This is a genomic window from Allorhodopirellula solitaria, from assembly GCF_007859855.1.
Taxonomy (GTDB): domain Bacteria; phylum Planctomycetota; class Planctomycetia; order Pirellulales; family Pirellulaceae; genus Rhodopirellula; species Rhodopirellula solitaria.
In genome coordinates this window covers 163,429-186,446 of record NZ_SJPK01000005.1, presented here as the reverse complement: position 1 = coordinate 186,446, position 23,018 = coordinate 163,429, and the positions used below count along the sequence as shown (strand labels likewise).

21 protein-coding genes are annotated in these 23,018 nt (G+C 57.5%); 12 read left to right on the top strand and 9 right to left on the bottom strand.

Annotated elements, in window-relative coordinates; all coding sequences use genetic code 11:
* Nucleotides 1-26 precede the first annotated feature (26 nt).
* From CA85_RS12020 to CA85_RS12010, 3 genes are read left to right on the top strand one after another with little or no spacing between them, the layout of a single operon-like run.
* Nucleotides 27-854, top strand: coding sequence for a CheR family methyltransferase (locus CA85_RS12020; protein ID WP_246112730.1), 828 nt, complete (start codon nt 27-29; stop codon nt 852-854).
* Entirely contained in the window at nt 851-1,417 is a 567-nt protein-coding gene (locus CA85_RS12015) for a chemotaxis protein CheB (protein ID WP_146391577.1), read from the top strand. The genes CA85_RS12020 and CA85_RS12015 overlap by 4 nt, the downstream gene beginning before the upstream one ends.
* Nucleotides 1,418-1,421: 4 nt before the next feature.
* Entirely contained in the window at nt 1,422-3,047 is a 1,626-nt protein-coding gene (locus tag CA85_RS12010) for an ATP-binding response regulator (protein ID WP_146391576.1), read from the top strand.
* Here the strand turns inward: CA85_RS12010 and CA85_RS12005 are convergent.
* Nucleotides 3,026-4,192 (bottom strand): diadenylate cyclase, encoded by a 1,167-nt coding sequence (locus CA85_RS12005; RefSeq protein ID WP_146391575.1) that lies wholly within the window; start codon nt 4,190-4,192, stop codon nt 3,026-3,028. The two genes, CA85_RS12010 and CA85_RS12005, sit on opposite strands and share 22 nt — an antisense overlap.
* Nucleotides 4,193-4,857: 665 nt before the next feature.
* Here CA85_RS12005 and CA85_RS12000 point away from each other — a divergent pair.
* The 5 genes from CA85_RS12000 to CA85_RS11980 all read left to right on the top strand — a co-directional run bounded on the left by CA85_RS12000 (nt 4,858) and on the right by CA85_RS11980 (nt 8,817).
* Nucleotides 4,858-5,946 carry a DUF1559 domain-containing protein gene (locus CA85_RS12000; protein WP_146391574.1) on the top strand — a complete coding sequence of 363 codons (1,089 nt, stop codon included), beginning with the start codon at nt 4,858-4,860 and terminating at the stop codon, nt 5,944-5,946.
* The gene (locus CA85_RS11995) at nt 5,946-6,248 is read left to right on the top strand and encodes a hypothetical protein (RefSeq protein ID WP_146391573.1); all 303 of its coding nucleotides are present in this window, start codon (nt 5,946-5,948) and stop codon (nt 6,246-6,248) included. Before CA85_RS12000 ends, CA85_RS11995 begins: the two co-directional genes overlap by 1 nt.
* A gap of 120 nt (nt 6,249-6,368) precedes the next feature.
* A complete protein-coding gene (locus CA85_RS11990; protein WP_246112729.1) occupies nt 6,369-7,205 on the top strand; it encodes a sulfite exporter TauE/SafE family protein in 837 nt (278 codons plus the stop codon).
* Nucleotides 7,206-7,471: 266 nt separating this feature from the next.
* Nucleotides 7,472-8,149 carry a DUF3299 domain-containing protein gene (locus tag CA85_RS11985; protein WP_146391572.1) on the top strand — a complete coding sequence of 226 codons (678 nt, stop codon included), beginning with the start codon at nt 7,472-7,474 and terminating at the stop codon, nt 8,147-8,149.
* 53 nt (nt 8,150-8,202) lie between these two features.
* Complete coding sequence (locus tag CA85_RS11980; protein ID WP_146391766.1) at nt 8,203-8,817, top strand: DUF3299 domain-containing protein; 615 nt, start codon at nt 8,203-8,205, stop codon at nt 8,815-8,817.
* A 4-nt stretch (nt 8,818-8,821) separates the two neighbouring features.
* Here CA85_RS11980 and recA read toward each other — a convergent pair whose 3' ends face one another.
* Nucleotides 8,822-9,949: a recombinase RecA gene (recA, locus tag CA85_RS11975; RefSeq protein WP_146391571.1), complete on the bottom strand. Its 1,128-nt coding sequence runs from the start codon at nt 9,947-9,949 to the stop codon at nt 8,822-8,824.
* Nucleotides 9,950-10,671: 722 nt separating this feature from the next.
* Here recA and CA85_RS11970 point away from each other — a divergent pair.
* Nucleotides 10,672-11,646, top strand: coding sequence for a DUF1571 domain-containing protein (locus CA85_RS11970; protein WP_246112727.1), 975 nt, complete (start codon nt 10,672-10,674; stop codon nt 11,644-11,646).
* 43 nt (nt 11,647-11,689) lie between these two features.
* Here the strand turns inward: CA85_RS11970 and CA85_RS11965 are convergent, their stop codons facing one another.
* Nucleotides 11,690-12,361 carry an RNA polymerase sigma factor gene (locus CA85_RS11965; RefSeq protein WP_146391570.1) on the bottom strand — a complete coding sequence of 224 codons (672 nt, stop codon included), beginning with the start codon at nt 12,359-12,361 and terminating at the stop codon, nt 11,690-11,692.
* A gap of 400 nt (nt 12,362-12,761) precedes the next feature.
* Nucleotides 12,762-13,133: a hypothetical protein gene (locus CA85_RS11960; protein WP_146391569.1), complete on the bottom strand. Its 372-nt coding sequence runs from the start codon at nt 13,131-13,133 to the stop codon at nt 12,762-12,764.
* Nucleotides 13,134-13,386: 253 nt separating this feature from the next.
* Here CA85_RS11960 and CA85_RS11955 point away from each other — a divergent pair, with 253 nt between their 5' ends.
* Nucleotides 13,387-14,415, top strand: coding sequence for a ComF family protein (locus tag CA85_RS11955; protein WP_246112726.1), 1,029 nt, complete (start codon nt 13,387-13,389; stop codon nt 14,413-14,415).
* 204 nt (nt 14,416-14,619) lie between these two features.
* Nucleotides 14,620-15,672: a DUF502 domain-containing protein gene (locus CA85_RS11950; RefSeq protein ID WP_146391568.1), complete on the top strand. Its 1,053-nt coding sequence runs from the start codon at nt 14,620-14,622 to the stop codon at nt 15,670-15,672.
* Nucleotides 15,673-15,765: 93 nt separating this feature from the next.
* Here the strand turns inward: CA85_RS11950 and CA85_RS11945 are convergent, their stop codons facing one another.
* Nucleotides 15,766-17,514, bottom strand: a complete 1,749-nt coding sequence (locus CA85_RS11945) for a sodium:solute symporter (RefSeq protein ID WP_246112725.1) — start codon at nt 17,512-17,514, stop codon at nt 15,766-15,768.
* Nucleotides 17,515-18,380: 866 nt separating this feature from the next.
* Between CA85_RS11945 and CA85_RS25400 the strand changes: the two genes are divergently transcribed.
* Nucleotides 18,381-18,695, top strand: coding sequence for a transposase (locus tag CA85_RS25400; RefSeq protein ID WP_222435439.1), 315 nt, complete (start codon nt 18,381-18,383; stop codon nt 18,693-18,695).
* Nucleotides 18,696-19,131: 436 nt separating this feature from the next.
* On the opposite strand, the gene CA85_RS11935 is transcribed toward CA85_RS25400, so the two are convergent.
* From CA85_RS11935 to CA85_RS24895, 4 genes are all read right to left on the bottom strand, one after another.
* Nucleotides 19,132-19,386: a hypothetical protein gene (locus CA85_RS11935; protein ID WP_146391567.1), complete on the bottom strand. Its 255-nt coding sequence runs from the start codon at nt 19,384-19,386 to the stop codon at nt 19,132-19,134.
* 536 nt (nt 19,387-19,922) lie between these two features.
* Nucleotides 19,923-20,363, bottom strand: coding sequence for a hypothetical protein (locus CA85_RS11930; protein WP_146391566.1), 441 nt, complete (start codon nt 20,361-20,363; stop codon nt 19,923-19,925).
* 480 nt (nt 20,364-20,843) lie between these two features.
* Complete coding sequence (locus CA85_RS11925; protein WP_146391565.1) at nt 20,844-21,833, bottom strand: DUF3644 domain-containing protein; 990 nt, start codon at nt 21,831-21,833, stop codon at nt 20,844-20,846.
* A 179-nt stretch (nt 21,834-22,012) separates the two neighbouring features.
* Nucleotides 22,013-22,516: a hypothetical protein gene (locus CA85_RS24895; RefSeq protein WP_186774894.1), complete on the bottom strand. Its 504-nt coding sequence runs from the start codon at nt 22,514-22,516 to the stop codon at nt 22,013-22,015.
* Nucleotides 22,517-23,018: the final 502 nt, after the last annotated feature.

Below are 23,018 nucleotides of genomic sequence, written 5' to 3'. Positions count from 1 at the left end.
GCTATGTCCGTACCCGGGAAAAAGCATTGAACAAGAAGACGCACGATATCGAACTGCGGTTGTTGCTGGAGGCAATCTATCTCAAGTATCACTACGACTTCCGCGACTACTCCTCGGCTTCGCTCAAACGTCGACTGGCCCTCGCTCTGGAGCGATTCGACTGCGAGACAATCTCGCAACTTCAGAATCGGGTTCTACACAATGAAGAGACCCTGCCAGAGCTGCTCTCTTACCTGACCGTCCAAGTGAGCGAGTTGTTTCGCGACCCACCGTATTTCAAGGCGCTTCGTGAGGAGGTCATCCCGCATCTGCGGACCTACCCATCGCTGAAAGTCTGGATCCCCGGCTGCGCCAACGGCGAGGAGGTCTATTCCATGGTGATTTTGTTTCGCGAAGCAGGTCTGGAAGACCGCACGATTTTTTATGCGACGGACATCAACGCCGAAGCCTTGAAACGCGCCGAAGCAGGCCGCTATTCTCTCGATCGAGTCGGCTTGTTCACCGAGAACCATCGTCAATCCGGTGGCACCACCTCACTTTCGGACTACTACACGGCGGCCTATGGGGCAGCAATTTTCGACAAGAGCTTAAAAAAACGCATTGTCTTTTCGGATCACTGTTTGGCATCGGATGCCGTGTTCGCAGAGGTCCACTTGATTTCTTGTCGCAACGTGCTGATCTACTTTCGCAAAGAACTGCAGGACCGCGCCATCGGGCTGTTCCGGAACTCGTTGCCGCGAAACGGGTTTTTGGGACTCGGTGCCAAAGAGAGCATTCGATTCTCCAGCCATGTCGGTGGCTTCGTTGATTTCAATCCCACCGAACGGATCTACCGTCGCCGAGGTGACCTATGAGCATCAAGCCTGAAGTTGTCGTCATGGGCGCGTCGGCGGGCGCGATTGAAGCGATCACCGAAATATTGTCGGGGCTGCGGGAGCGAACCGGGGCACCGATCGTGATCGTCGTCCACATGCCATCAGCCAAAGACACGCACTTGGCCACACTCTTGCAAAATCGCTGCAGCCGCCCGATCATTGAAGTCGAAGACAAACAGCCGCTTGAGCGCGGGCACGTGTACTTGGCACCTCCGGACTATCACGTGCTCGTCGAAGACGATACATCGCTGGCTCTGAGCAGTGAGGAACCGGTCAACTATTCGAGACCGTCCATCGATGTTCTCTTTGAGTCGGCGGCCGACGTATTTTCCCAGCTTATCCTCGGGATCATTTTGACAGGCGCCAACCAGGATGGCGCCAAAGGACTCCGCGAAATCCTCGATGTGGGAGGCAAGGCTTTGATCCAGGAGCCCACTGAAGCCCATTGCCGAGCGATGCCGGATGCTGCGATCGCGACTTGTCCCGACGCCAGGGTGATGAGCCTGCGGGAAATTTCACAATACTTGAATGAGCGGATCTGAGTCGATGAATCACGAAATACCCGCCGCTGTCAATTTCCTGCTCGTGGATGATCGCGAAGCCAATTTGACGGCGCTTCAAAGGCTGCTCGAGCGCGATGGTTTGAATCTACTCAAGGCGCGTTCTGGATCCGAAGCGCTCGAACTCTTGCTACAACACGACGTCGCACTGGCGTTAATCGACGTGCAGATGCCGGGCATGGATGGATTCGAACTCGCTGAATTGATGCGTGGGTCGGATCGAACACGACGTATCCCAATCGTTTTCATTACCGCAGGGAGCACTGATCAACAACGGCGATTCGAAGGCTACGAAAAAGGCGCCGTTGATTTCTTGCAGAAGCCCATCGAAAGTGATGTCCTCAAGAGCAAGGCGACCGTGTTCTTTGACCTCTATTCCGAACGGCAGGAGGTCATCCGCCGCCGCGATGAAATGGAGAAGATCAACCGAGAGAATGCACGACTGCTGGAGGAGAGCCGTCAATTCGCTGCTGCTCTCCAGCAAGCTGATCAACGCAAGGATGAGTTCTTGGCGACCCTGGCTCATGAACTGCGGAACCCGCTTTCACCCATCCTCAGTGGCATTCAGCTGCTAAGCATGACGGCCACCGGCGAGGACGACGGTGACGAGAATGCCGAGATGCTCGAGATGATCGAACGCCAAGTTCATCATATGGTGAGGCTTGTCGACGACCTGCTCGAGGTCAGCCGGATCACGAGTGGCAGAATACACCTCCAAACGGATTCCGTCGATGTTGCCGATATCGTCCAACACGCTATCGAGACCAGCCAACCGAATCTAGAAGCCGGTGGGCATCGGCTGAGCACGCATTTGCCCACACGCCCTCTCATCATCGATGGCGACATGACGCGGCTCGCTCAAGTGGTCTCGAACCTGCTCAACAACGCGGCCCGCTACACGGCTGACAATGGAGAGATATCGCTGAGCGTTGATGCTGACGAGTCGAACGCGGTTATTTCGGTCAAAGACAATGGGATCGGCATCCCCGCGCCGATGCAACATCGAGTATTCGAGCTGTTTTCTCAGGTCGACCGTCAACTCAAACAGAGTGAAGGCGGGCTCGGCATCGGATTGGCGTTGGTTAAGCGGATCGTAGAGCTGCATGATGGGACGGTATCGGTCGCCAGCGATGGGGAGAACCAGGGCGCGGAATTCAAAGTCACCCTGCCGCGGATTGTCAAACCCTCGGAATTAGAGACGGCTCACCCGCGAAAGGAACCGGCCTCCCGCCAGCCTTTGAAAATCATGGCCGTCGATGACAACCTCGACGCCCTCCGTAGCCTGCAACGCCTACTTGTCGCGATGGGGCATGAAGTGGCTATCGCCGAATCAGGCTCGGCCGCCATGGAGTTGTTTCAGTCCTTTGTCCCCTCGGTCGCGTTCTTGGACATTGGCATGCCGGAGATGGATGGCTATGAGGTGGCCGAGCGAATCCGACGATTACCGGGCGGCGATATCGTGAAATTGTTTGCCCTGACAGGTTGGGGACAGGAGCAGGATCGGGCTCGCAGTGATGTTGCCGGTTTCGACTTCCATCTCGTCAAACCCGTGACCAAATCTGCGATCGAGGACCTACTCAGTGCGGTGGCTCATTCGCCCGATTTGGCCTGAACCTCGACAGAGATGACAGCGGGGATCGTCCGTTCGACGCTCAAATCCTTCGGGACGTTCTTGAGGCTTGGTGCCGTTGGCATAGGGAATTCGCCCTGTCGATCAATCTGCTCAAGCTCCAAGGAGACCGTCAAGGTAGCCGGGTCGAGCAGGGAAAACGCTGGCTCGGGCCCCGACAGAGTCACGTTCACAAAGGTTGAGTTGTGTTCGTCGACCTCCCACTCGGCCGGCAAGTTTCGATATTCCACGGGCACGCTAAACGTTCGTTGAATGGTGTCCGTGCGGTAAGCAAAGAGGAACCACAGGGTCGTGGCGAGCAGGACGGCGGTGCACTTCATCGCTAGATTCTGCAGTCCCAAGAAACTCGATGCTCGCGTGGACGGCTGTTCTTTGGCCGCATAGCTGCTCAGCCGATCAGATAGTTCGGCTGCATCGACGACCGTGAGCTCACTCTCGTGAGCGATCGAGATCGTGCCTCGCTCTTCCGAAATGGCAACCACCATGGCATCGCATCGTTCGGCCAATCCCAACGCTGCGGCATGTCGCGTTCCTCCGCCGCCCACTTTCTGCAGCTTGTTCGTCAGTGGAAGGTGCACTCCCAATCGCTCGATTCGCGATTGATCGATCACGATGGCGCCATCATGCCCCGGTGATTCTGCGTGGAAAATACTCAACAGCAGCGGGAAGCTGATGTCGGCGTTCACATCGACTCCACCGCGAACATGTCGGTCGAGCGGTTCGAGACCAGGGAACACGATCAACGCTCCCATCCGTTGTTTCGCCATCGCGGCAACGGCTTCAACTATCGTCTCATTGACATCATCCAGTGGCGCATTGCCACCCGAGGTGGCAAACCAGCGGTGGGCGCCCAGACGCTCAACACCATGCCGAATATCCTGTTGAAAAACCAATACAAACGAAAGCAGAAGTCCAATGAAACCGTACTGGAATGCCGCCGTGGTCATGTAAAGATCCAGCCCACGGGCGAGCAGGAATGTTCCCATCAACAACACCAAAACGATCCCCAGGGAACGTGAGGCGCGACCTCGCAGCCAAAGCAGCAGCAGATAGATGACGATCGAAACAATCGCGATGTCCACGAAGTCGGCAACCCGCACCTGACTGAAGACCTCGCTCGATAACATGTTCGTTCCTACCGAGTTCGATGAGAGGGCATTGGTTGGCGTAATTGCAATCGAGGCCGCCCGGAGTAACGGCCGGGGAAATGACTGTCAAACTTGTGCTGCGCCCGAAAATAGGGCTCGTTGAGCAAGTCCGGCGCCCGAAAACTGCCGCTTCGATAGGGTTGGTATGCGTACCCATAGCCGTAGTAGGGCACCCCTCGAAAGTCGCTATAACCAGTGTAACCGCGATAGCTCATGCTGTGTCCACGACCATATGTCATGGAGGAGCCGTTCACAGTGACGGCTGGCGCGGAGGCGTGTGCGGAGTGATGGTGATGCCCCCCGCCTCGCACCGTGGTCGCGGGTACAGTGAAAAAGAGGCAGATGCAAAGTAGGGATAGGCGTGACATGCTTCGTTCGCGCAGGAAGGGTTCTCGGGCAGGACGCATAACTCTACGTCCCATTTCCGAACTCGTCAGACGAAAAGCCAGTAATTCCGGCAGCACCAACCGGGCTCACCCGCCGCTTGGATGCCGGCCCTGCCCCACTTGACGCGTTCGATCGAAGTCGTGAGAATTGCAAAAAGTTAGCTCGAGCTAATATCTGGCTCGGGTTTCTTGTTTGGCCCAGGAGTTAGCAGTGGCTAACAGTCGGGCGATCGGTTTCACCACAGGAGCACGCGAGTGATGCGAGAACGAACACAACGGGGTTTCCAACCAGCATTCACATTGGTCGAGTTGCTGGTGGTCATCGCGATCATCGGTGTGCTCGTCGGCTTGCTGCTACCGGCAGTCCAGGCGGCGCGGGAGGCAGCACGGCGGATGTCGTGCAGCAATAACCTGCGGCAGGTGGGCTTGGCGAGCCAGAATTATCATTCCGCATACAATCAATTTCCCTCGGGATACCGGTCCTTTGCTACCCGGAACGGGTCGGCGCCACCGGCGGTGCGAATGGATCCTGTCACCTGGGACGCCGGGCCCGGGTGGGGATGGGCAGCCGCCTTGCTGCCTTTCGCCGAGGGTGGCGCGGTGATCGAGAACCTGAGGCTCGATCGTCCGATTTGGGACCCCGTCAATCGCACTACGATCGCAACGACACTGCCTATGTTCTTATGCCCCAGCGCAACGGGGGGCGACCGACCCTTTGTGGTTCAAGACTCAACGGGACAGGAACTGCTGCTCGACGGTTCATCCTTGCAGCTCGGACGCAGTCACTATGTCGCCAGCCACGGACAGGAAAGCTGTTGGGGAGAGTGTGGTTCGGCCGCGACCGGTGAAGTCTTCACGGATATCTACACCTCCGAAACAACAATCGTGTCGATCGACGGGGATGCGGGACAGGTTGCCGACGGACCCTTCTTTCGGAACTCCCGAACGCGATTTCGCGACGTCCTCGATGGGACCAGCAATACGATTTTCTTTGGAGAGCACAGCTCCGCTCTGAGCGACAAGACCTGGGTGGGCGTGGTTCCTGGCGCGTTCACGCACCCTCAATTCCACTCGCCTGAAAACGGGCCCGACGCTGCTGCCACACTGACGCTTGTGCATGCAGGACCGTCGGGCGGGGAGCTGGATATCACGGGCAGCCCGATCATTCACCCGATGAACTTTCCGACCTATCACGTCGGTCAAATGTTTTCGGAGCACCCCGGTGGCGGGCACGTCGCCATGGGAGATGGCTCGGTGCGATTCGTGACTAACTTTGTGGATCTCTATTTATGGGCGGAGATGTCCAGCATGAACGAAGGCGAAGTCATTGATTGGGAGAAACTGTAATGAAAATCGGAATCGCATTCGCGAGCATCGTCGTCCTGCTGGCAGTCTGGTGGCTTTGGCCTCAGAGAGTCGAACTGAACGAATCCGAATATGATTTCGCCATGGCTTTGTACCGGGTCTGCAATCAATCGAGCGACGAGGGATTGATCCAAATCGAAACCCTCCTGGATCAAGAAGAGCAGGCGCACCCGAGTCAGGAGCCCTCGCCTCTGCGCCCGATCATTGCGGCAGCGAAGTCCGGTCAATGGCGTGACGCGGCCAAGGCATGTCGCCAGGTCCTCGATGATCAAGTCGAGCATTGATGGCCGTGTTCGCAGGCTCATCAGCCCCGGTCTCCGATCACGGGCTCAACGCGGACAGCACCGAGGCTCTCCTCGCTCAATCTCACCATCAATCGATTTTCGCACCCGCATCAACTCCTGATGCTTCTGCTTCGTTCTGTTATGATCGCGTCGCCGCGCGCCAGATCCGGTGAACGGGTAACTTTCTTTCTTGGTGAGATTGACTTGCTCTGGCAGCTAACATCCTACGGTTTACTGATGGTTGCGGGATTTCTCGCCGGCATCGTCAACACCGTCGCTGGCGGTGGCTCTTTTCTAACGCTCCCGGCACTGATGTTATTTGGCCTCGATCCCAAGACAGCCAACGCGACCAACCGCATTGCGATTCTGTGCTCGACGGCGTCGGCCGTAGCCACGTTTCGCAAGCACGGGCATCTCGATCGCGCGTTGACAATCCGATTAGGGGTGCCGACCTTGGCCGGGGTGCCGGTCGGGGCGCTGCTCGCGGTCTATCTCTCGGCGGACGCATTTGAGAGCGTCTTTGGTGTTTTGTTCATCGTGATGGCGGTGCTGCTGATGGCGAATCCCAAACGCTTTCTCGAATCGGGCCAGCACGCCACTTATCCAGCAGCGTGGCAATATCCAGTGTTTTTTTCGATCGGAATCTATGTCGGATTCATCCAGGCCGGGATGGGAATCCTACTGCTGTTGGCGATGAGTTTCTTCACAAATTCGACTCTTGCGGCGTCCAACGCTGTCAAGAACAGCATCGGGTTGGTCGTGACGCTGACCGCAGCGATCGTGTTCATCGCCTACGGCATGGTGGACTGGGTTCCGGGGTTGGTCATGGCGGTTGGCAACGTGGTCGGCGGCGTGGTCGGTGCCCAGCTCGCCATCAAACGGAGCAGCCGCTTCGTGTTCATCTTCCTGGTCATCGTGATGATGGCCACGGGGATCAAGCTCGTTCTCTCCCCATAGACCTGTGCGACGTCCAGGGCTCCCGTTCGGGCCCGCCAAAGTGATTTTTCTTGCCCTCTTACCACCAGAGCTACGATCGCTGCGGGGTTTCGGCTAGGTTCTTAGCAGCGGCGGGCCCAGGAATTTTGTGGTGCACAGGGCTGATGAGCTGGTGTCCACGACCGCCTGGTGGGGCGGCAATCGAACCGGCCCACCGCCTAATACGTAGTCACCCCCCGGGGCCGTCCCCCCGCACGATCCTCCCTCTTTTCCGTCCTTTGAAGCCAATGTCTGCCGAAGCTCAACCGTTTTCCACGCCGGAGACCGTCGATTTTCCTTACCGGGCGATCAGCCGAGGTGCGATCTGGTCGATCGTCTTTTTCGTGATTTCCCTGATTGGGCTCGTGCCCACGTTTGCTCCGCTGCTGGTTCTAGCGGTCCCTGGAATTATTTTTGCCGCCTTTGGGCTCCGTGCGATTTCTCGCTATCCGGACGAATACAGCGGGCGAGGGTTGGCGTTGTTTGGCCTGATCGCATGCAGCCTGTTGTTCGTCGGCGGAGTCGGCCAGAATGTGTACATCTATTTGACCGAGGTTCCCGATGGATATGAGCGGGTGCAGTTTTATCGGCTGCAAGCCGATACCAAGGGGCCGGACCAGCCCACGGACACGGCACTTGCCGTTGACGGCAAACCGGTGTTTCTGAAAGGCTATATTCACCCGAGCAGCGGCAGCGGCAAGCTCCGCCAATTCATTCTCGTCCCCGATTTGGGCACGTGTTGTTTCGGTGGTCAACCGCGCAGCAGCGATATGATTGAGGTCCGGCTGCCACCGGGGCAGTCCGTCCGCGCGAACCTGCTCAAACGCAAACTGGCAGGAGAATTCCGCATCAATCGTGTCGCTCAGAAGAAAGCGGATTTTGATCAGGCCATCTTCTATAAAATGCAAGTCGACCAGTTCAAATGAACGCCTTTCCCAAAAGTGATTTCTGCTTTTGGGAGAGCTCCCTCCTATCACTATTGGATCGCATGATGCCCATTCGCTCTCTCGTCGTTCCATCCATCCTAGTGCTCGCCGCGCTCACGGTCGGATTCACCTGGACGTCCGCCGCTCTCGCTGACGAACCGGCTGACAAGCCGCTATCGATCATCGAGCAGCGACGTGCCATCATGCGTGGCGAGGCAGCGGGACGGACGAAAGTCGAGGAGCGGAAAAGCAGTAAGTCTGACCTCGAGAAAGGTGACATCACGTTCGATGACCTCAAATTCGACATCGAGAAAGACGAAGCGTTCGATCCCGAAAAATTGACCGACACGCTCAAATTTCTCAACGGCCGGACCGTGAAACTGAGCGGTTACATCCTGCCCAGCACGCTATTCAAAGAGACCGATATCAACGAGTTCGTGCTCGTCCGCGACAACCAAGAATGCTGTTTCGGTCCCGGCGCGGCGCTCTTTGATTGCGTGATGATTGAGATGGTCGGAGACAAAACCACCGACTTCGTCACCCGTCCGGTGACCGTAAAGGGCAAGTTCGTCTACGACCCGACGAAATATCAATACCCGCCCGGCGTGGGCCCCAAAGGGGCCAGCCACTTTGCGGTTTTTCGTATCGAAGGTTTGCAGGTCAAATAGCCTCTTAGCTGTTGGCGACTTCCTCGGAGCCCTCTGCGTCTGCTTCCTCCTCGAGAGCTTCGGCGTCGAGCGGTGCTGCGTAGCCACCTGCGGCGAGTACCTTCTGTTTGATCTCATCCCGGATTTCAGGGTTTTCGATCAAGAAGTTTCTCGCCTTCTCTTTGCCTTGGCCGAGATAGGTGTCGTCATATTTGAACCAGGCACCGCTGCGATTGATCACCTTATGTTCGGTGCCTAGATCGAGCAGGTCGCCTTCAAAGCTGATCCCACAGGTGTGCATCATGTCGAACTCCGCGATGCGGAACGGGGGTGCGACTTTGTTCTTAACGATCTTAGCTTTGACGCGCTGACCGACCTGCTCATCACCGTCCTTGAGGGCGCCGATGCGGCGCACATCGATCCGGCAGGAGCAGTAGAACTTCAACGCTCGGCCGCCGGGAGTCGTCTCGGGGCTACCGAACATCACACCGACTTTCTCACGAATTTGGTTGATGAAGATTACCGCGGTTTTGCTTTTAGCGATCGCGCCGGTCAATTTCCGCATCGACTGGCTCATCAGCCGCGCTTGCAAACCCACGTGACTATCGCCGATCTCCCCTTCGAGTTCCGCCTTGGGCACCAGGGCTGCGACGGAGTCGACGATGATCACATCGACGGCGTTACTCTTAACGAGCATCTCACAGATCTGCATTGCCTCTTCCCCGCTGCTGGGTTGGCTGACGAGCAGACTATCGAGTTCGACGCCGAGTTTCTTCGCCCAGCTTGGGTCGAAGGCGTGCTCGGCGTCGATGATCGCGGCGATGCCGCCCATTTTTTGCGCTTCGGCTCCGATGTGCAGTGCGAGCGTCGTCTTCCCGCTTGATTCCGGTCCGAAGACCTCGATGATCCGGCCGCGGGGGATACCTTGGCCGCCCAGAGCCATGTCGAGACTCAGTGATCCGGTGGGGATGCCGTCGACGGTCAGTTTATGAGACGCACCGAGTGGCATGATCGCCCCTTCGCCGAACGATTTCTCGATCTGCTGCAAGGTCGTCTTCAGCCCCGGTTCCTTTTCCAAAATGCGTTTCATGCCCGGATCGAGTTTGACGCCTTTGGATGCCGCTGCGGTCGCCATGCGTGGTTGCTTAGCCATATCCCTGTTTTCCTTAAGTTTCTTGCCTAACTCCAATTTCACGAGCGACGCAAAATCATCGTCAGTTTCATTTTCACCGAACGAAGAAGCCGATTGATGGTACCGTTTTTCCTGTCTGTGGACAAGAAATTTCGCTGTGACTCCCTCATTCTAGCGGGGAAATCGGTCGGAGAACATTGAATTCTCTGACATGTTTTCAACAGCGATTGACCTTGATCGGGCGAGCCCCGTTTGGCTCACGTAAGTAGTATCGCCGCGCCCCTGGACACGTTTGGTCACGGGAGCAAACAAAAGACCGAAATCCATGCCGTCCGCCTGACACATGGGGGTAGCCCTGGGCTGTTCAATCTTTGGGGTTGCGACCCGTTTCGGTTGATTTTCATGGAGGTGATTTCTGTCCTGATTTCACCCTCCCGAGCGAAGCTGGGGAGGGTCGAGAAACGAGCCTTCAGCGAGTTTCTCGGGGAGGGCTCGGTCAGGGTTTTGCAGCGATTGAGGCGTTTTCCCAGTGCTGGGCCCCTCCCCGACGAGGCTTCGCCCGTCGACCCTCCCCAAACTTCGTTTGGAGAGGGTGAAGTCAAGAAATTGCGCAAGACCAATCGAGCGTCAACCCCAAAGATTGAACAGCCCAGGGTAGCCCCTAGCTCCGGTGGCCCCAGTCGCTCCGGTGCCCCCAGTCGCCCGCCATTGCTGGTCGGCTTCTCGCCAAACAATATGATACGTTGGCCGCCAATCCACTGACATCTCACCTGCAGGTTCCCACCGTGACCGACCCAGCCTCCACCGCTCCACGCCATCGCAGCCCCTGGCTGAGCGTGCTCGCTGTCTCTTTGACGGCCGCCTGCCTGAGCGTGCTCGCTGGAGAACTCGCGGGCGATCGATCCGCACCGGTACCAGTTGCTGTCGCTGGCGAGCGTCAAGCCAGTCCGGCGGAGGCGGGTGCTGAAACAGACGCGGGCAAGACCACCACCGTAACGATGTCCGAGATGCTGCGTCTGGCGGGCGATGCGCTCGCCCAGACCGTCGCCGGGCTCGATGACTACACCGCCCGGCTGGTCAAGCAGGAACAGGATCGCAGCGGTGTGCTGCAACCGGCGTCGGAGATGTTTCTCAAAGTCGCCACCCGCCACCGGGGTGGCCAACGGGATGAGCCGCTGAAGGTGTACCTGCGGTTTGAGTCGCCCGACACCCTCAAGGGCCGCGAAGTGATCTGGATAGAAAACGAGAACGACGGCAAGCTGCTCGTCCGCGAGGCCGGCATGATCGGGGCCATGATGACCGTCCCCCTGTCGCCCGATAGTTTTCTCGCCATGCAAGGCCAACGGTATCCGATTACCGACATCGGTCTGACGCGGCTATTGGAGAAACTGATCCAACGCGGTGACCAAGACCGTGACGATCCCCACGTCAAGGTGTTCATGACGGAGGACTACCTGTTCGATGGCCGACCCCTGACGCACCTGCGGATCGAACGCAGCGAACCGAGCGGACAGGAAGACGACTTCGCGATCGCCGAATTGGTGCTCGACCAACCTCACAACCTCGTCGTCAGCTACCGTAGCTTTGGTTGGCCGGAACCGGGGAGCACGGAGCGGGCCTTGATCGAATCGTATGAATATCATGACTTGGAAACGAACGTCGGGTTGACCGATCGAGACTTCGACACGGCCAACCCTGAATACACGTTCGCAAAATAGCGAGTTCGCTCGGGACAAAGGTCCCAAGCGAAACGACGCTCTTTTACACGGCTTGGCTCACCGGGAGTTCCGGCAACGCGACCGACATGGGCACCGTGGCGGGAAAATCGCTTCGCATCGTTTCCGCGAGTCGCTTTCGAGCCGTGTGCAGCCGACGCTTGATCGTGCCGACGGGGGCGTCGAACCGATCGCTCATCTCGATCAACGATTGCCCCTGCAGGTAGAACGCCCGCAAGGTTTGCTGATCGATATCACCGAGCCGTGTCAAACCGCTGCGCACCGCAGCGGCTCGCTCGCGATCCTCGAATGCTGCTTGCGGCGATGAGTCATCGGCGCAGGTGGCCTCCAAGGTTTCCGGGTCGCACGATACGGACAACCGCCTACGCGTGGCGCGGTTGATTGCCATGCGGTGGACGATTTGCCGCAACCAGCCCCCGAAAGCTTCGGGAACTCGCAGTTGGCTGACCTTCTGCATGGCTTGGATGAAAACATCTTGGGCCAGTTCTTCGGCTTCGTGAGCGTTGCGCATCCGCTGCGTCGCCAGCGCCACGATGGCGGGTCGGTAGCGTTCGAACAGTTCACCAAACGCCTCCCGATCGCCGGATTGGGCGCGGACAACGAGCTGCGCGACCGTCGATGGCGCGTCGCGAACAACGGTGACCGGGGGCAAGCGGTTCGTAGAGGTATGGTTCGATTTTTCCAGAGTGATCGTCATGATTGTTCCTCCCCCAAAGCCAAGCGGGGGCATTCCAGTTTCAAGCTGCCAGTGAAAACGTCCAAGATTCGGTTCAGGAATCGCGATGGTCGTGCTGTTTCCAGTGTTCCGCGTGGCGTAAGAGTGCGGTCGAGCGGCTCGTCGATGACTTTCCGTGAATGGTCGCCCAACTGACTCCGTGAGCAGTCCTAGGCGGGAAGGAAAGGCATTTCAGGGCGCTGGCGACGTCTCTTTCGCGCGGCGGCTGGTAACAGCGTGATGGGGTGGTCCGAGTTCGATTTCGGCGGCAGCTGCACCGACCGGATGGATCCGAGCCTGCAAGGCAGACGGTGATCCGGGGCGATAGCGAGCTAGCAAGAAATCGTCTTGGACTCTGTGAGCTGGGTTCGGCGCGTGGGCGTTAGCCGTTAACCGCGTGGTCCTGGCTCATGCGATTCGCACGTCGCGATGACCGGGTCACCGGCACGACAGCGAAAGGCGTCATCTGGGGTATCCCCCATAATCGCGACTGCGATGGACACGTTTGGTCCATCTGTGGCGAGAAACACGTGCGTTTCTCGCCCCCGAGGTCGACAGTTGTCCTGCCGACGCTGGCATACAGAGGCTTCCAAAACCAATCGCGATGTTCTCGATGGTCGACCGGCATGGCCGACCAGGCGAATCTCGCGGTGAGGCCCGCGATGACTGCCGAGATCTCGCTGATACCATTGCTTAGGAAACCGCTGACGCGGGTCGCACGAATGACATTCAGGTTAGAAATCAGAGTTCGCATCGGAACCTCCCGGCACCGTTTCTTGCGGTGCGGTTTTGGAGCACAAATTGGAATGAACAATCCACCGGATGGTCCGTCGTTGGAACCAACTCTCCGCAAAACGGAGAAATCGATGAGATTGGATCGTTAAAAACCTACCCGGTAACCCCCGACGGCGATAACTGCCGCAAGTGGGTGGATGGTTAAGTTCATAGAAGACTATTTCAGCAGAAGGTTCGCCTGGCTACTAGAAAAAACGTTAAAATTTTGAAATATGTCTGCTCCCGCCTCCGCACCCACGCAGAGAAAAGTGCCCAAGCCTTGGTTTTTCGGAGGTTTCACGCCTCGAATCTGGGAATCGCTGGCTCCCCTGGTTTTTCCACCCGTCTGCGTGCTCTGCGGTGACACAACCCGTTGGATCGCCAACGGAAACTCCGCCCGGAGGTACGCCACGTTCTGCCGAGTCTGCGAGACCTCGCTCATTGAATCCCAGCCGATGATGCGGACTGCCTGCCAACAATGCGGTTGGCCTCGGGTGGTCCGCACCCCGCGGGGCGGCGTGAGGGGTCCGGCCGGCGAGCGGCTGAGCCTCGCCGCGGGAGAGCTGGGCCTCGCCGCGGGAGAGCAGCCGAGCGAATGGAGTCCTGCTGACTCGCAGACGGATTCATGGCCTTGTCCAAGATGCCAGACCCGAGACAGTCCGCACCGTTTTTCGCGTATCACGCCCCTGTATCGATATCACGACGCGGCCCGCGATGCAGTCGTCGCGGCCAAGTACCCCTGCAATTCCGCCGTGGCTCGCGAACTGGCGATGCGTTTGGCCGATCGCTGTCGCAGTCGCTGGCCGGACCTGGTCGATTCCCCTCTCCCGGAACCCCCCACGCAGCCATTGGCCAGACAATCCGCCGGTCCAGCCAGCAGTCGCCCGGCTGGCCCTCCCCCGATCGTGACGAGCGTCCCCAGCCCAGCGATGCGTCAGATTCGCCGGGGTGGCAGTGGCACGCGGCTGCTCGCCCAATACACAGCCAAGTGCTTAGGACTGCCCTATGTGAATTTGCTGCGAACGACTCGCGGCGTTGAGAAACAGGCATTATTGGATGATGATGCCCGGCGTGACAACGTCCGGGGGGCCTTTGAAATCGTTCGCCGATGGCGAAAGCGGGATCTGGACCGGGAGGTGCTGTTGGTCGACGACGTGATGACCACGGGGGCGACTGCCGACGAGGTGGCCGGCGTTTTAATCGACGCGGGGGCCCGGGGAGTCTCGCTCGCGGTGGTCGCCTTGGCGATGCGGGACGAGTGATTTTGCTCGATAAGTGAACCTTTTGTGTGAATTCACCGAATCATGGGGTCAGGCCTGTCGTCGACCGGAAATCGCGTGCTACAGTTTTTCAGGCGGCCCAATTTGTTCGACTCACGCACTCCATGGGACTTGTGTTCTGCAGAGCGGGGTGGATGATTCACACTCCTTTTCTATTCGCCTCGCGTTCCTCGCCAGCGGACAACCATGACTGACCCACAAAACCCAGATTCCTCCAGCGAAATCGGCTCCGGTCTCGCCTCGACCGATGCGGAGCCCAAGATGGCTCCAGTATCCGGACACGGGCATGGCGCACGCCGGGCGGTTCTGCGCGGTCTCGGGGTGGTGCTGCCGCCGCTACTGACAATCGTCGTGTTGCTGTGGGCCTGGAGCGCGATCGAAAATCGCTTGCTGATCCCTGTCGAGGGCGGAATCCGCTACCTGATGGTGTGGGGGTTCGCCGATATCCGCAATAGTGTCCCCGAAAATGCGATTGTCGATCCGCAGGCCGACACGCCCGACGCCAAAAAGCGGCCTGGTTTCAACTACCGCTCCGTCGACTACGTGCCCGATCCGACCGGGCGGAAGTATCTGCCCGCCCATGTGGTCCGCGAAGTCGACGACCGGGCCGACGCATTCGGTGCCACTGCCCTGCCGCCCAAAACGGCGTTCGCGTACTGGGACCGCTACTACCATCTCAACTACATGCCGCGTTGGATCACCGTACCTGTCTTTCTGATCCTGTTCATCTCGCTGCTGTATTTTCTCGGCCGAGCCTTCACCGGCGGCATCGGGCGCTGGTTCGTCAGCGCTTTTGATGCCACCATCCTGCGCATTCCGATTGTCAACAAGGTCTACGGCAGCGTGAAGCAGATCACGGACTTCGCCTTCGACGACCGACAGATTGAATTCAACCGAGTCGTTGCGATTCAGTACCCCAGCGCAGGGATCTGGTCGCTCGGTTTCGTTACCGGCAACGGCATGCGAGAAGTCTCCGAAGCCGCTGGCGAACCCATGCTCAGCGTGCTGATGCCGACCAGCCCCATGCCGATGACAGGGTTCACGGTCACGATCCGTCGTAGCGAAGCGATCGATCTCGACCTAACGATCGATGAAGCCATCCAGTTTGTGGTCAGTTGCGGCGTCGTCGTCCCACCTCAACAGCGCATCGAAACCCCAGGCAAGGATCTCACAGGCAAAGCTCCCGCCGTCCAGCCACCCTCGACCATCGATACCTCGTCGACGCCGAGCAAACCCTAGGCGGCGTAGCCCCGCGACAAGCGTTGCGTGGCCTGCCAGATGGCAATCAAGCCTCGATCGGCCCGCCGTGCGCCCCCCTCCGGGCAAGATCGTTCAATACGACAGCCAGAACGAGAAATACAGGTACACGCCGAGCACCAAGGCGAGGATCGCGACGGTCAAGAAGATATCCACCGCCGTCCAACTCTCTCGGATCTCGCGGTTTTCCTCTTCGCTCCGCGATCCCCACGTCAGCCCACGCACCCGCTCGGGATCCGGGGCTCGCGTGCATAGAGTGGTAACGACGATCACGACGATACAGATCGCGAACAAGGCCGAGGAGAAATACAGAAAGTTCGCATCGCCGATCCACGCCAAAACAGCGGGAGAAGAAAGCTTGCCATCACCGCTACCATAGATCGCTTGCACAATCGTTTTCCCCAATCCGAGAGCGAACCCGACGGCCAATCCCACCACGGCGGCGGGTGAATTCATCCGCGGCCAGAGCAACCCCAGCACGAATACGGCCGTGATCGGCGGGGCGAGGTATCCCTGGACCGATTGCAGGTACTCATACAAACCACCACCAGAAATGCGAGCCATCACCGGGATCCAAGCCAATCCCGCAGCGACCACGACGAGCGTGGCGATTCGTCCCACCCGTACCAGATGCTCTTCGGAGCGGCCGGGGCGCAGTTTCTGATAGATGTCGATCGTGAACAGCGAAGCCGCTGAATTGAATAGCGATGACAGAGAACTCATCAGTGCCGCTAGCAACCCTGCCACCACCAACCCACGCATCCCCACGGGCAATAGCGACATCACCAGCGTCGGGAAGACCTTGTCACCATCCAACCCCGTGCTGCCATCGACCTGGGTTCTCGATGGGATCGTGATCAGCCCCTTGCTGTGCAATGCCCAACCGATCAAACCGGGAATCAAGAAGATGAACACGGGCCAAACCTTCAGCACGCCGCCCCACAATGCTCCCCGTCGGGCGTTGCGTAGGTTCTTGGCCGATAACGTCCGCTGCACGATGTATTGGTCGGTACACCAGTACCACACACCGACGATCGGCGACCCGATCAAAATCCCCAGCCACGGGAAATCAGGATCGTCGATCGGTCTCCACAACGCAAAGGCATCCGCATTGGCTTTCGCCATCAGCCGCAGTTCCTCCCAACCACCGAGCTGTTGCAGCCCGATGTAGGTGATGCTGATCGAACCGACCAGCAGGATTAACGCCTGCGCCGCATCGGTGAACAGCACCGCTCGCAGGCCACCGAAGACGGTATACAACCCTGTCAGGAGCACGGTCGCGATCGCGCCGATCCAGAACGCTGCTTGGGGCGAGCCAAAGGTATCCGGCAGCAGCGCCGAAAAAACAACCGCCCCCGCATACACCGTCACCGAAACCTTGGTGAAGACGTAGGCCACCAAGGACACGACCGAGAGGATCCACCGCGAGGTAGAGCCAAAGCGCAGCTCGAGAAACTCGGGAACGGTGTAGACACCGGTCCGGTAGTAAAACGGCACGAAAAACCATGCCAACATGATCATGATCCAAGCGTGCAGTTCGTAGTGCGCCATCGCCAATCCCGATACCGCACCCTGACCGGCCAACCCAACGATATGCTCCGATCCGATGTTCGATGCAAACAGCGAAGTGCCGATCACGAACCAACCGACATTGCGTCCGGCGAGAAAGTAATCGGCCGTGCTGTTTTGGCGGCGAGACGACCAGGCCACGACCCCCGCCATGATGAGGAAGTAACCTCCGATCACCCCCCAATCGATCCAGTTCAGGTTGGTCGCCGCAACGAACGTACTGGAAAATTCGCTGGGCAGTCGAAAGTTGGGCATGAGAGTAAGATGCTTGTGGACGAAACAGGATAATGTCAGTGCTGCACTTCGTTGCCGATCAAAATAGCAGGTCGCCGGTGACGATTGAGCAAGGTACGCAATTTTAATGCTGGGGGGATGCCCGGGTTGCTTGGAACCATAACGGGATCGCCGGTAACGCCAGTACCAATAGAAAGGGCTCATCCGACGGAAGCGTGCGCTGGAGGTTTTGGAGGCATGGCTCCAGTATCCAATGATTGATTTGTCGGAGGTGATAGTGGATGTTAGACTGGAGCTGCCGGGAGAAACGGAGCCGAGCTCGAATGGCGTGGACTTAAGCGATTTACTCGAGTTTCGCGGGCATCTGTTTTCGCTTCCGTCCGGCTTGTCCGGGCGGAGTGGCAACTGCAAGCTACCTGCAAAACGTCCTCGCCATATCGATCTCCGCTTCGGGCTTGTCCCGGCGGAATCAGCGAATCAAGTCGTGTGACCGCCGGGGCAAGCCCGAAACGGAGCACCGTTTCTACTTCGCATTTTTTCGGTAGCTGCCAGTTGGTTCCTCCGCCGAGACAAGCTCGACGGAAGGATGTTTCACAGACGGCAATCGCTTAAGTCCACGCCATTCGAGCCGAGCTCTGCAGAGGTGCTGGCTTGGCAAGGGATATCTCGGTCGATGGTACGCCAATGGTGTTGCCGGTCCCTGGCGGACATTCGTTCGTCAGGGACGCATTTTTGTAAGATTATTGGATACGAGAGCCATGCCTAGAAAAACCTTCCCCCTGTGCTCCGCGCACGCTTCCGTCGGATGAGCTGATTTTGCGGCATTTGAGAGGGTGCTGCATGAAGGGCTTGAGATATTCAAAGTTTAGCCTTCTTGCTACCAACTGATGCACAATCACGATCATCTCGTTCTGAGACCGCTCATCGATGGGGAAATGAGTCGATTCATGGGATGGGTGGGTGGCACTCATACGATGCGGTTTCATGCTCACTATCACGCGAGCGGTCTGGGACATCTGTACCAACAACGATACAAGAGCTTTCCGATCCAAGATGACGATCACTTCTTCATTGTCTGTCGATACGTCGAACGCAATGCACTGCGAGCCGGTTTGGTCACACACGCGGAGAACTGGCGTTGGGGTTCTTTATGGCGATGGTTGCAGAGTCCAGAACCCAACCCTCAGTTGCTTTCGGGATGACCCATACCGAGACTTCCGCGGTGCGTTCAGCGAGTCAACGAACCTCTCGATCAGCACGAACTCGCAGCGGTGCAGCTGTCAGCCCACCGCGGACGTCCGTTCGGAGAGGAAGGGTGGGTGGAAACGATCGCAAGAAGGCGCAATCTGGAGTCCACCATGCGACCCCGAGGAAGACAAAAAGTCCGAGTCGACCAGCCAGAGCAAATCAAAGAGACCTGACCCATTTGGCTTCGTTCTCCATCCGTACCCAAAACAACGTCATGCCGCTCGACTCAAAGCAAGAGCCGTATGAGTTAATCCTTCAAGTACGGATCTGTGCGGGGGGCGGCTGGCAACAGCCGTCCCTACCGCGATCCTCTTTGCCCCTGGTAACCATCAAAGAAGCCTGACCCATTTGGACACTTCTGGACCGAGCAACCCCGAGCTATATCGTCGTTCAACGCCGAGCAATGTCGTAACCGAGGACAATGAAGCCACCAATCAAGCCGAGCAACATCATCACGCCAGTCAGAATCCACGCAATTCGCCCGTCGTACTGTTGAAATGCCGGAATGGCCGCAAGTGCGCCGATCATTACGCCCAATGCCGGCGCTGTCCATGACGGCAATGGCGTATGTTGAGGATCCGGCGTTTCCTTTGGTTTGAAACGAAGGTCATCAGGGGGAGTGACGCCAGGATTGAGCGGGTCCATTTCGTTTGAGTTGGGCATTGAAGATTGCGGGGCGCAAAGAACTCGGGGGGTTCGAGTTTGCCGATACGACGAACGCTAGCGGTCACGGGGTAACGTGGCACCGCAACGGAGGCGGTAAAATGGCGAAGCCAACCGCCGTAGTGGAGGTGACGCGTTACTCCGGTGCACCGCCGTTGTTCGTAGCACACCCTCGATCACGCGCGTAGCGGCACACTACACAAGCAGCGATACCGTAATCGTATCGAGTCGCCAGTGCGCACGCAAGCAAATTCGGGCGCCGGGCTTCTGGGCGCCGGAAATCACGATCGTTGGATTAGTGTGCGATTAGCGAAGATTAGTGTTCGAATCAGCCTGGTTTTTGGGAACACTAATCCGCGCTAATCGAACACTAATCCCAAGTCGCGTCCGAACTGCATTCAGGGATGAGTCGCCCAGTGGAATCAACTCTGTCTACGAACGGTTGCCATCACCGGGCACGGAGAGTGATGCTTCCATTTGTAACACCGCGCAAGCCGTGCTCCGTGTGAATGGTTTGGTTACCCGTCGTCTTGAGGTGTGTCGTCGCTAATGCAGAAATCGGAGGCGATGTTACCGAACGAAGGTTGCCGGCCTGCAAGTACGATTTGAAGTAGTTGCTTGGCGGGCCAAGATTCCGGCGGCACAGTAGCGAGATAGAGTTGCAGATCTTCGAGTTGCCTAACGCGCCGACGATGACCAACCGCGAGTTTAGCGTAATGCCCACCAGTCTGCCAAAGAGTAAATGTCAATATGATGGTACCAGCCACGAGGATGACGCCGACCCAAGGCGTTTGATACTGCGTTTCGATGAAAAATGCGGTCGAAAGCATTGCAATTAGCGGGACCAACGAAACCGCAAATAGAAGTGCAGAAACGAATGCTGGTTTCGCGATCGATCGCCGCTCCGCGTCGATTCGGCTTTCGAGTAGCGTGTGAATGTCCGACGAAGTTGGTGTCATCAATGCGTTTCAGTCGGGTAACGTAGAGGTCACCGGGTAACGTGGCACCGCAGCGGAGGCGGTAAAATGGCGAAGCCAACCGCCGTAGTGGAGGTGACGCGTTACTCCGGTGCACCGCCGTTGTTCGTAGCACACCCTCGATCACGCGCGTAGCGGCACACTACACAAGCAGCGATACCGTAATCGTATCGAGTCGCCAGTGCGCACGCAAGCAAATTCGGGCGTCGGGCTCCTGGACGCCGGAAATCACGATCGTTGGATTCGTGTGCGATTAGCGAAGATCAGTGTTCGAATCAGTCTGGTTTTCAGGAACACTAATCCGCACTAATCGAACGCTAATCTCCAAGTCGCGACCGAGATACAGACACAGATGAGTTACCCTCGTCTACGAACGGTACGCATCAGCGGGAACGGGCGAACGACTTTCAAGCAGACAAGACAACGGACCACCCGTTCTCCGTTGCATGCGATGGTTACCCGCTAATGATCTTTGTTTCGGTTTCTGTAATTCTCAATCGCCGTCTCGATCTCAGTTTTCGTCAAGCTGCGAACGAATGCAATAAGCTGTGGAGAGTATTGTGAAGACCCACCATGCTCCGGCTTCCAGTAATATTGGGGATTGTTTTTGATATCGTGATCCCAAACGATGGCCTGAAACGTATACGATGTGAAGCGAACCCCTTTCAACTCCCTGCCAATATCTGACAGCACGTGCTTTTGAAGCTTCGGGTGGGATTTGTTTGGGTCGACTTTTCGGTCGACCAGGAGAATCCCTTCTGGTGACTCATTCTGCACACCCGCAACGACGTCGGCAGAGGTGATCTTCTTTGTCGACTGAAGACTTACTGAAAACACGGTCAAGAATCTCCCAGTGTCCGTCTCCGACGTCTCCAGGCTCTCCGTCGTCTCAGAAATCAGGTGCAGGTAAGCGGAAAGGAACTTGTTGTCAGAGTCAGCGTTTGAACGAAGGAATTCAATGGGGTCGGGTGGTGCCCTGAATGAAAGCGGCATCAGACTCAGGTTTACCTCGTCCGCAATATCCTGGTTGAAACAGGTTATGAAAATGTCCCGGAAATTGATTATCGCTGTTTGGGACAGCCCGTAGACCAATACGCCGAGCCCCGGTTCATTGTAGAAATGCACAGCGTTGTTTCGGTAGTCAACTAGCGAATTCAGATTTGCAGCGACAGGGGCGAAGGGCACAGTCGGCGGGAACAGTGGCTTTGCCGCCTGTAGCGCGTCACGAAGGGAAAGCGTTAAGTAGGGCTTGTCGCGTTCTTTGGGGTAGAAAATCCTGACACGGTTTTTCGACAGCAACGCCTTGACGCAGAGTTCCCAAGCGTTTGCCAGAAGAATTACGAAGCACTCATCACGGTATGCCAGCTGCGGCTTGTTGTAAATTTCGAGCGATGCAAGGAGCGCAGACTTTGCGTTATCTCGAAGGCAACGGAACTTCCCAAACGGGTTCATGTGTCAGGGCAACCTAAGTCGGGTAACGAATTGCGATCTATCCGCATGTCAGGCGTAGAAAAAGCTCAACTTGGTCGGTTGAGCTGATCGCCTGACGTGCGGATAGATCGTGCGTTGAACTTTGTCGCCACACTGCGGGGGCCATACACCGTGTGGTGAGGAAGCGGCGACTATCGTCTCTATTCTATTGCGTAGTAGTCACCGGATTCCAGTCCGGGGAGCATCAGCTGATTACTTTCGGTACTCAGTGGCACCGGCATCGCCGCCGAGCCTGCATATGCACCTTCTACCTGATGTTTCAGGTACCAATCGTAAAATCCCTCACCATTGGCACCGTCCCAGAACACTCGATCTGAGTCTTGCAGCGAACCGGCGTACCAAGGCGGCACCGTTGTGCTGCCTCGCGAGAAGATCTCACGCCAGGATGGTCGCGGATCCTTCGATACCACTCGCAGAGTGGACTGCCCACAGTGCCGGCACGCGGGCTGAGTCGATCGTGGTTCGGTGGCCTCGGGGGATTGCAGTGGGAACTCCATTGCATCGGCGGCATACGGCAACTCGGCGGTGTTGATATCGTCGATGCAGCGTCGTTGGTAGCTCGCCAATCGACTATTGCTCCAACCGCCGAAGTACCGTGTCTTGGTTAACTGATCGGGCTGGATGTGGAGACACCAACTACGCATGAATTCAGGTTCATCCGACGGAAGCGTGCGCAGAGCACAGCGGGAGGTTTTTTGAGTACTGTCATATCCAGAACGAAAATTTGCAGTGCGCGCGTACGCTCAGCGGCACCACCAATAGGGTAGCTTTTTCGACACTCAAAGTCCACTGTTTGTCGGCCAGCCAGCACGGCTCGGTTAGCTTTGGTGGTTCAGTCTCGCCACCCTGGTAGATATCCGAAGCTCTGAGAGCCCCACACTGTCTCATCCGGCGTTTGAACCGCTAACAGAGCATCTCACTCTAGCACGGGCTTGCTCAGCAGAGCTACGCTCCACCGATACCCTCGGCATGCGACGACGTTGTTAGTGTGCTTGGCAGCACGACAATTCAGCCTAAGACTTCAGAGCTTCGGACGGTTTCGATTCTACAGTGTTTTCCTGGTTCACTCCAAGACGAATTAGTAAGCCGATCAGCAAGTCGCCGATCGATTGAGGGCCTCGACGCTTCTTGCCAGCGAGAAGCTGC

What these genes read in the sequence shown, in the direction of transcription:
- CA85_RS12015 (WP_146391577.1), top strand. Translation starts at nt 851, where the DNA reads ATGAGCATCAAGCCTGAAGTTGTCGTCATGGGCGCGTCGGCGGGCGCG.
- CA85_RS12010 (WP_146391576.1), top strand. Translation starts at nt 1,422, where the DNA reads ATGAATCACGAAATACCCGCCGCTGTCAATTTCCTGCTCGTGGATGAT.
- CA85_RS12005 (WP_146391575.1), bottom strand. Translation starts at nt 4,192, where the DNA reads ATGTTATCGAGCGAGGTCTTCAGTCAGGTGCGGGTTGCCGACTTCGTG.
- CA85_RS12000 (WP_146391574.1), top strand. Translation starts at nt 4,858, where the DNA reads ATGCGAGAACGAACACAACGGGGTTTCCAACCAGCATTCACATTGGTC.
- CA85_RS11995 (WP_146391573.1), top strand. Translation starts at nt 5,946, where the DNA reads ATGAAAATCGGAATCGCATTCGCGAGCATCGTCGTCCTGCTGGCAGTC.
- CA85_RS11990 (WP_246112729.1), top strand. Translation starts at nt 6,369, where the DNA reads ATGCTTCTGCTTCGTTCTGTTATGATCGCGTCGCCGCGCGCCAGATCC.
- CA85_RS11985 (WP_146391572.1), top strand. Translation starts at nt 7,472, where the DNA reads ATGTCTGCCGAAGCTCAACCGTTTTCCACGCCGGAGACCGTCGATTTT.
- recA (WP_146391571.1), bottom strand. Translation starts at nt 9,949, where the DNA reads ATGGCTAAGCAACCACGCATGGCGACCGCAGCGGCATCCAAAGGCGTC.
- CA85_RS11965 (WP_146391570.1), bottom strand. Translation starts at nt 12,361, where the DNA reads ATGACGATCACTCTGGAAAAATCGAACCATACCTCTACGAACCGCTTG.
- CA85_RS11960 (WP_146391569.1), bottom strand. Translation starts at nt 13,133, where the DNA reads ATGCGAACTCTGATTTCTAACCTGAATGTCATTCGTGCGACCCGCGTC.
- CA85_RS11955 (WP_246112726.1), top strand. Translation starts at nt 13,387, where the DNA reads ATGTCTGCTCCCGCCTCCGCACCCACGCAGAGAAAAGTGCCCAAGCCT.
- CA85_RS11950 (WP_146391568.1), top strand. Translation starts at nt 14,620, where the DNA reads ATGACTGACCCACAAAACCCAGATTCCTCCAGCGAAATCGGCTCCGGT.
- CA85_RS11945 (WP_246112725.1), bottom strand. Translation starts at nt 17,514, where the DNA reads ATGCCCAACTTTCGACTGCCCAGCGAATTTTCCAGTACGTTCGTTGCG.
- CA85_RS25400 (WP_222435439.1), top strand. Translation starts at nt 18,381, where the DNA reads ATGCACAATCACGATCATCTCGTTCTGAGACCGCTCATCGATGGGGAA.
- CA85_RS11935 (WP_146391567.1), bottom strand. Translation starts at nt 19,386, where the DNA reads ATGGACCCGCTCAATCCTGGCGTCACTCCCCCTGATGACCTTCGTTTC.
- CA85_RS11930 (WP_146391566.1), bottom strand. Translation starts at nt 20,363, where the DNA reads ATGACACCAACTTCGTCGGACATTCACACGCTACTCGAAAGCCGAATC.
- CA85_RS11925 (WP_146391565.1), bottom strand. Translation starts at nt 21,833, where the DNA reads ATGAACCCGTTTGGGAAGTTCCGTTGCCTTCGAGATAACGCAAAGTCT.
- CA85_RS24895 (WP_186774894.1), bottom strand. Translation starts at nt 22,516, where the DNA reads ATGCGTAGTTGGTGTCTCCACATCCAGCCCGATCAGTTAACCAAGACA.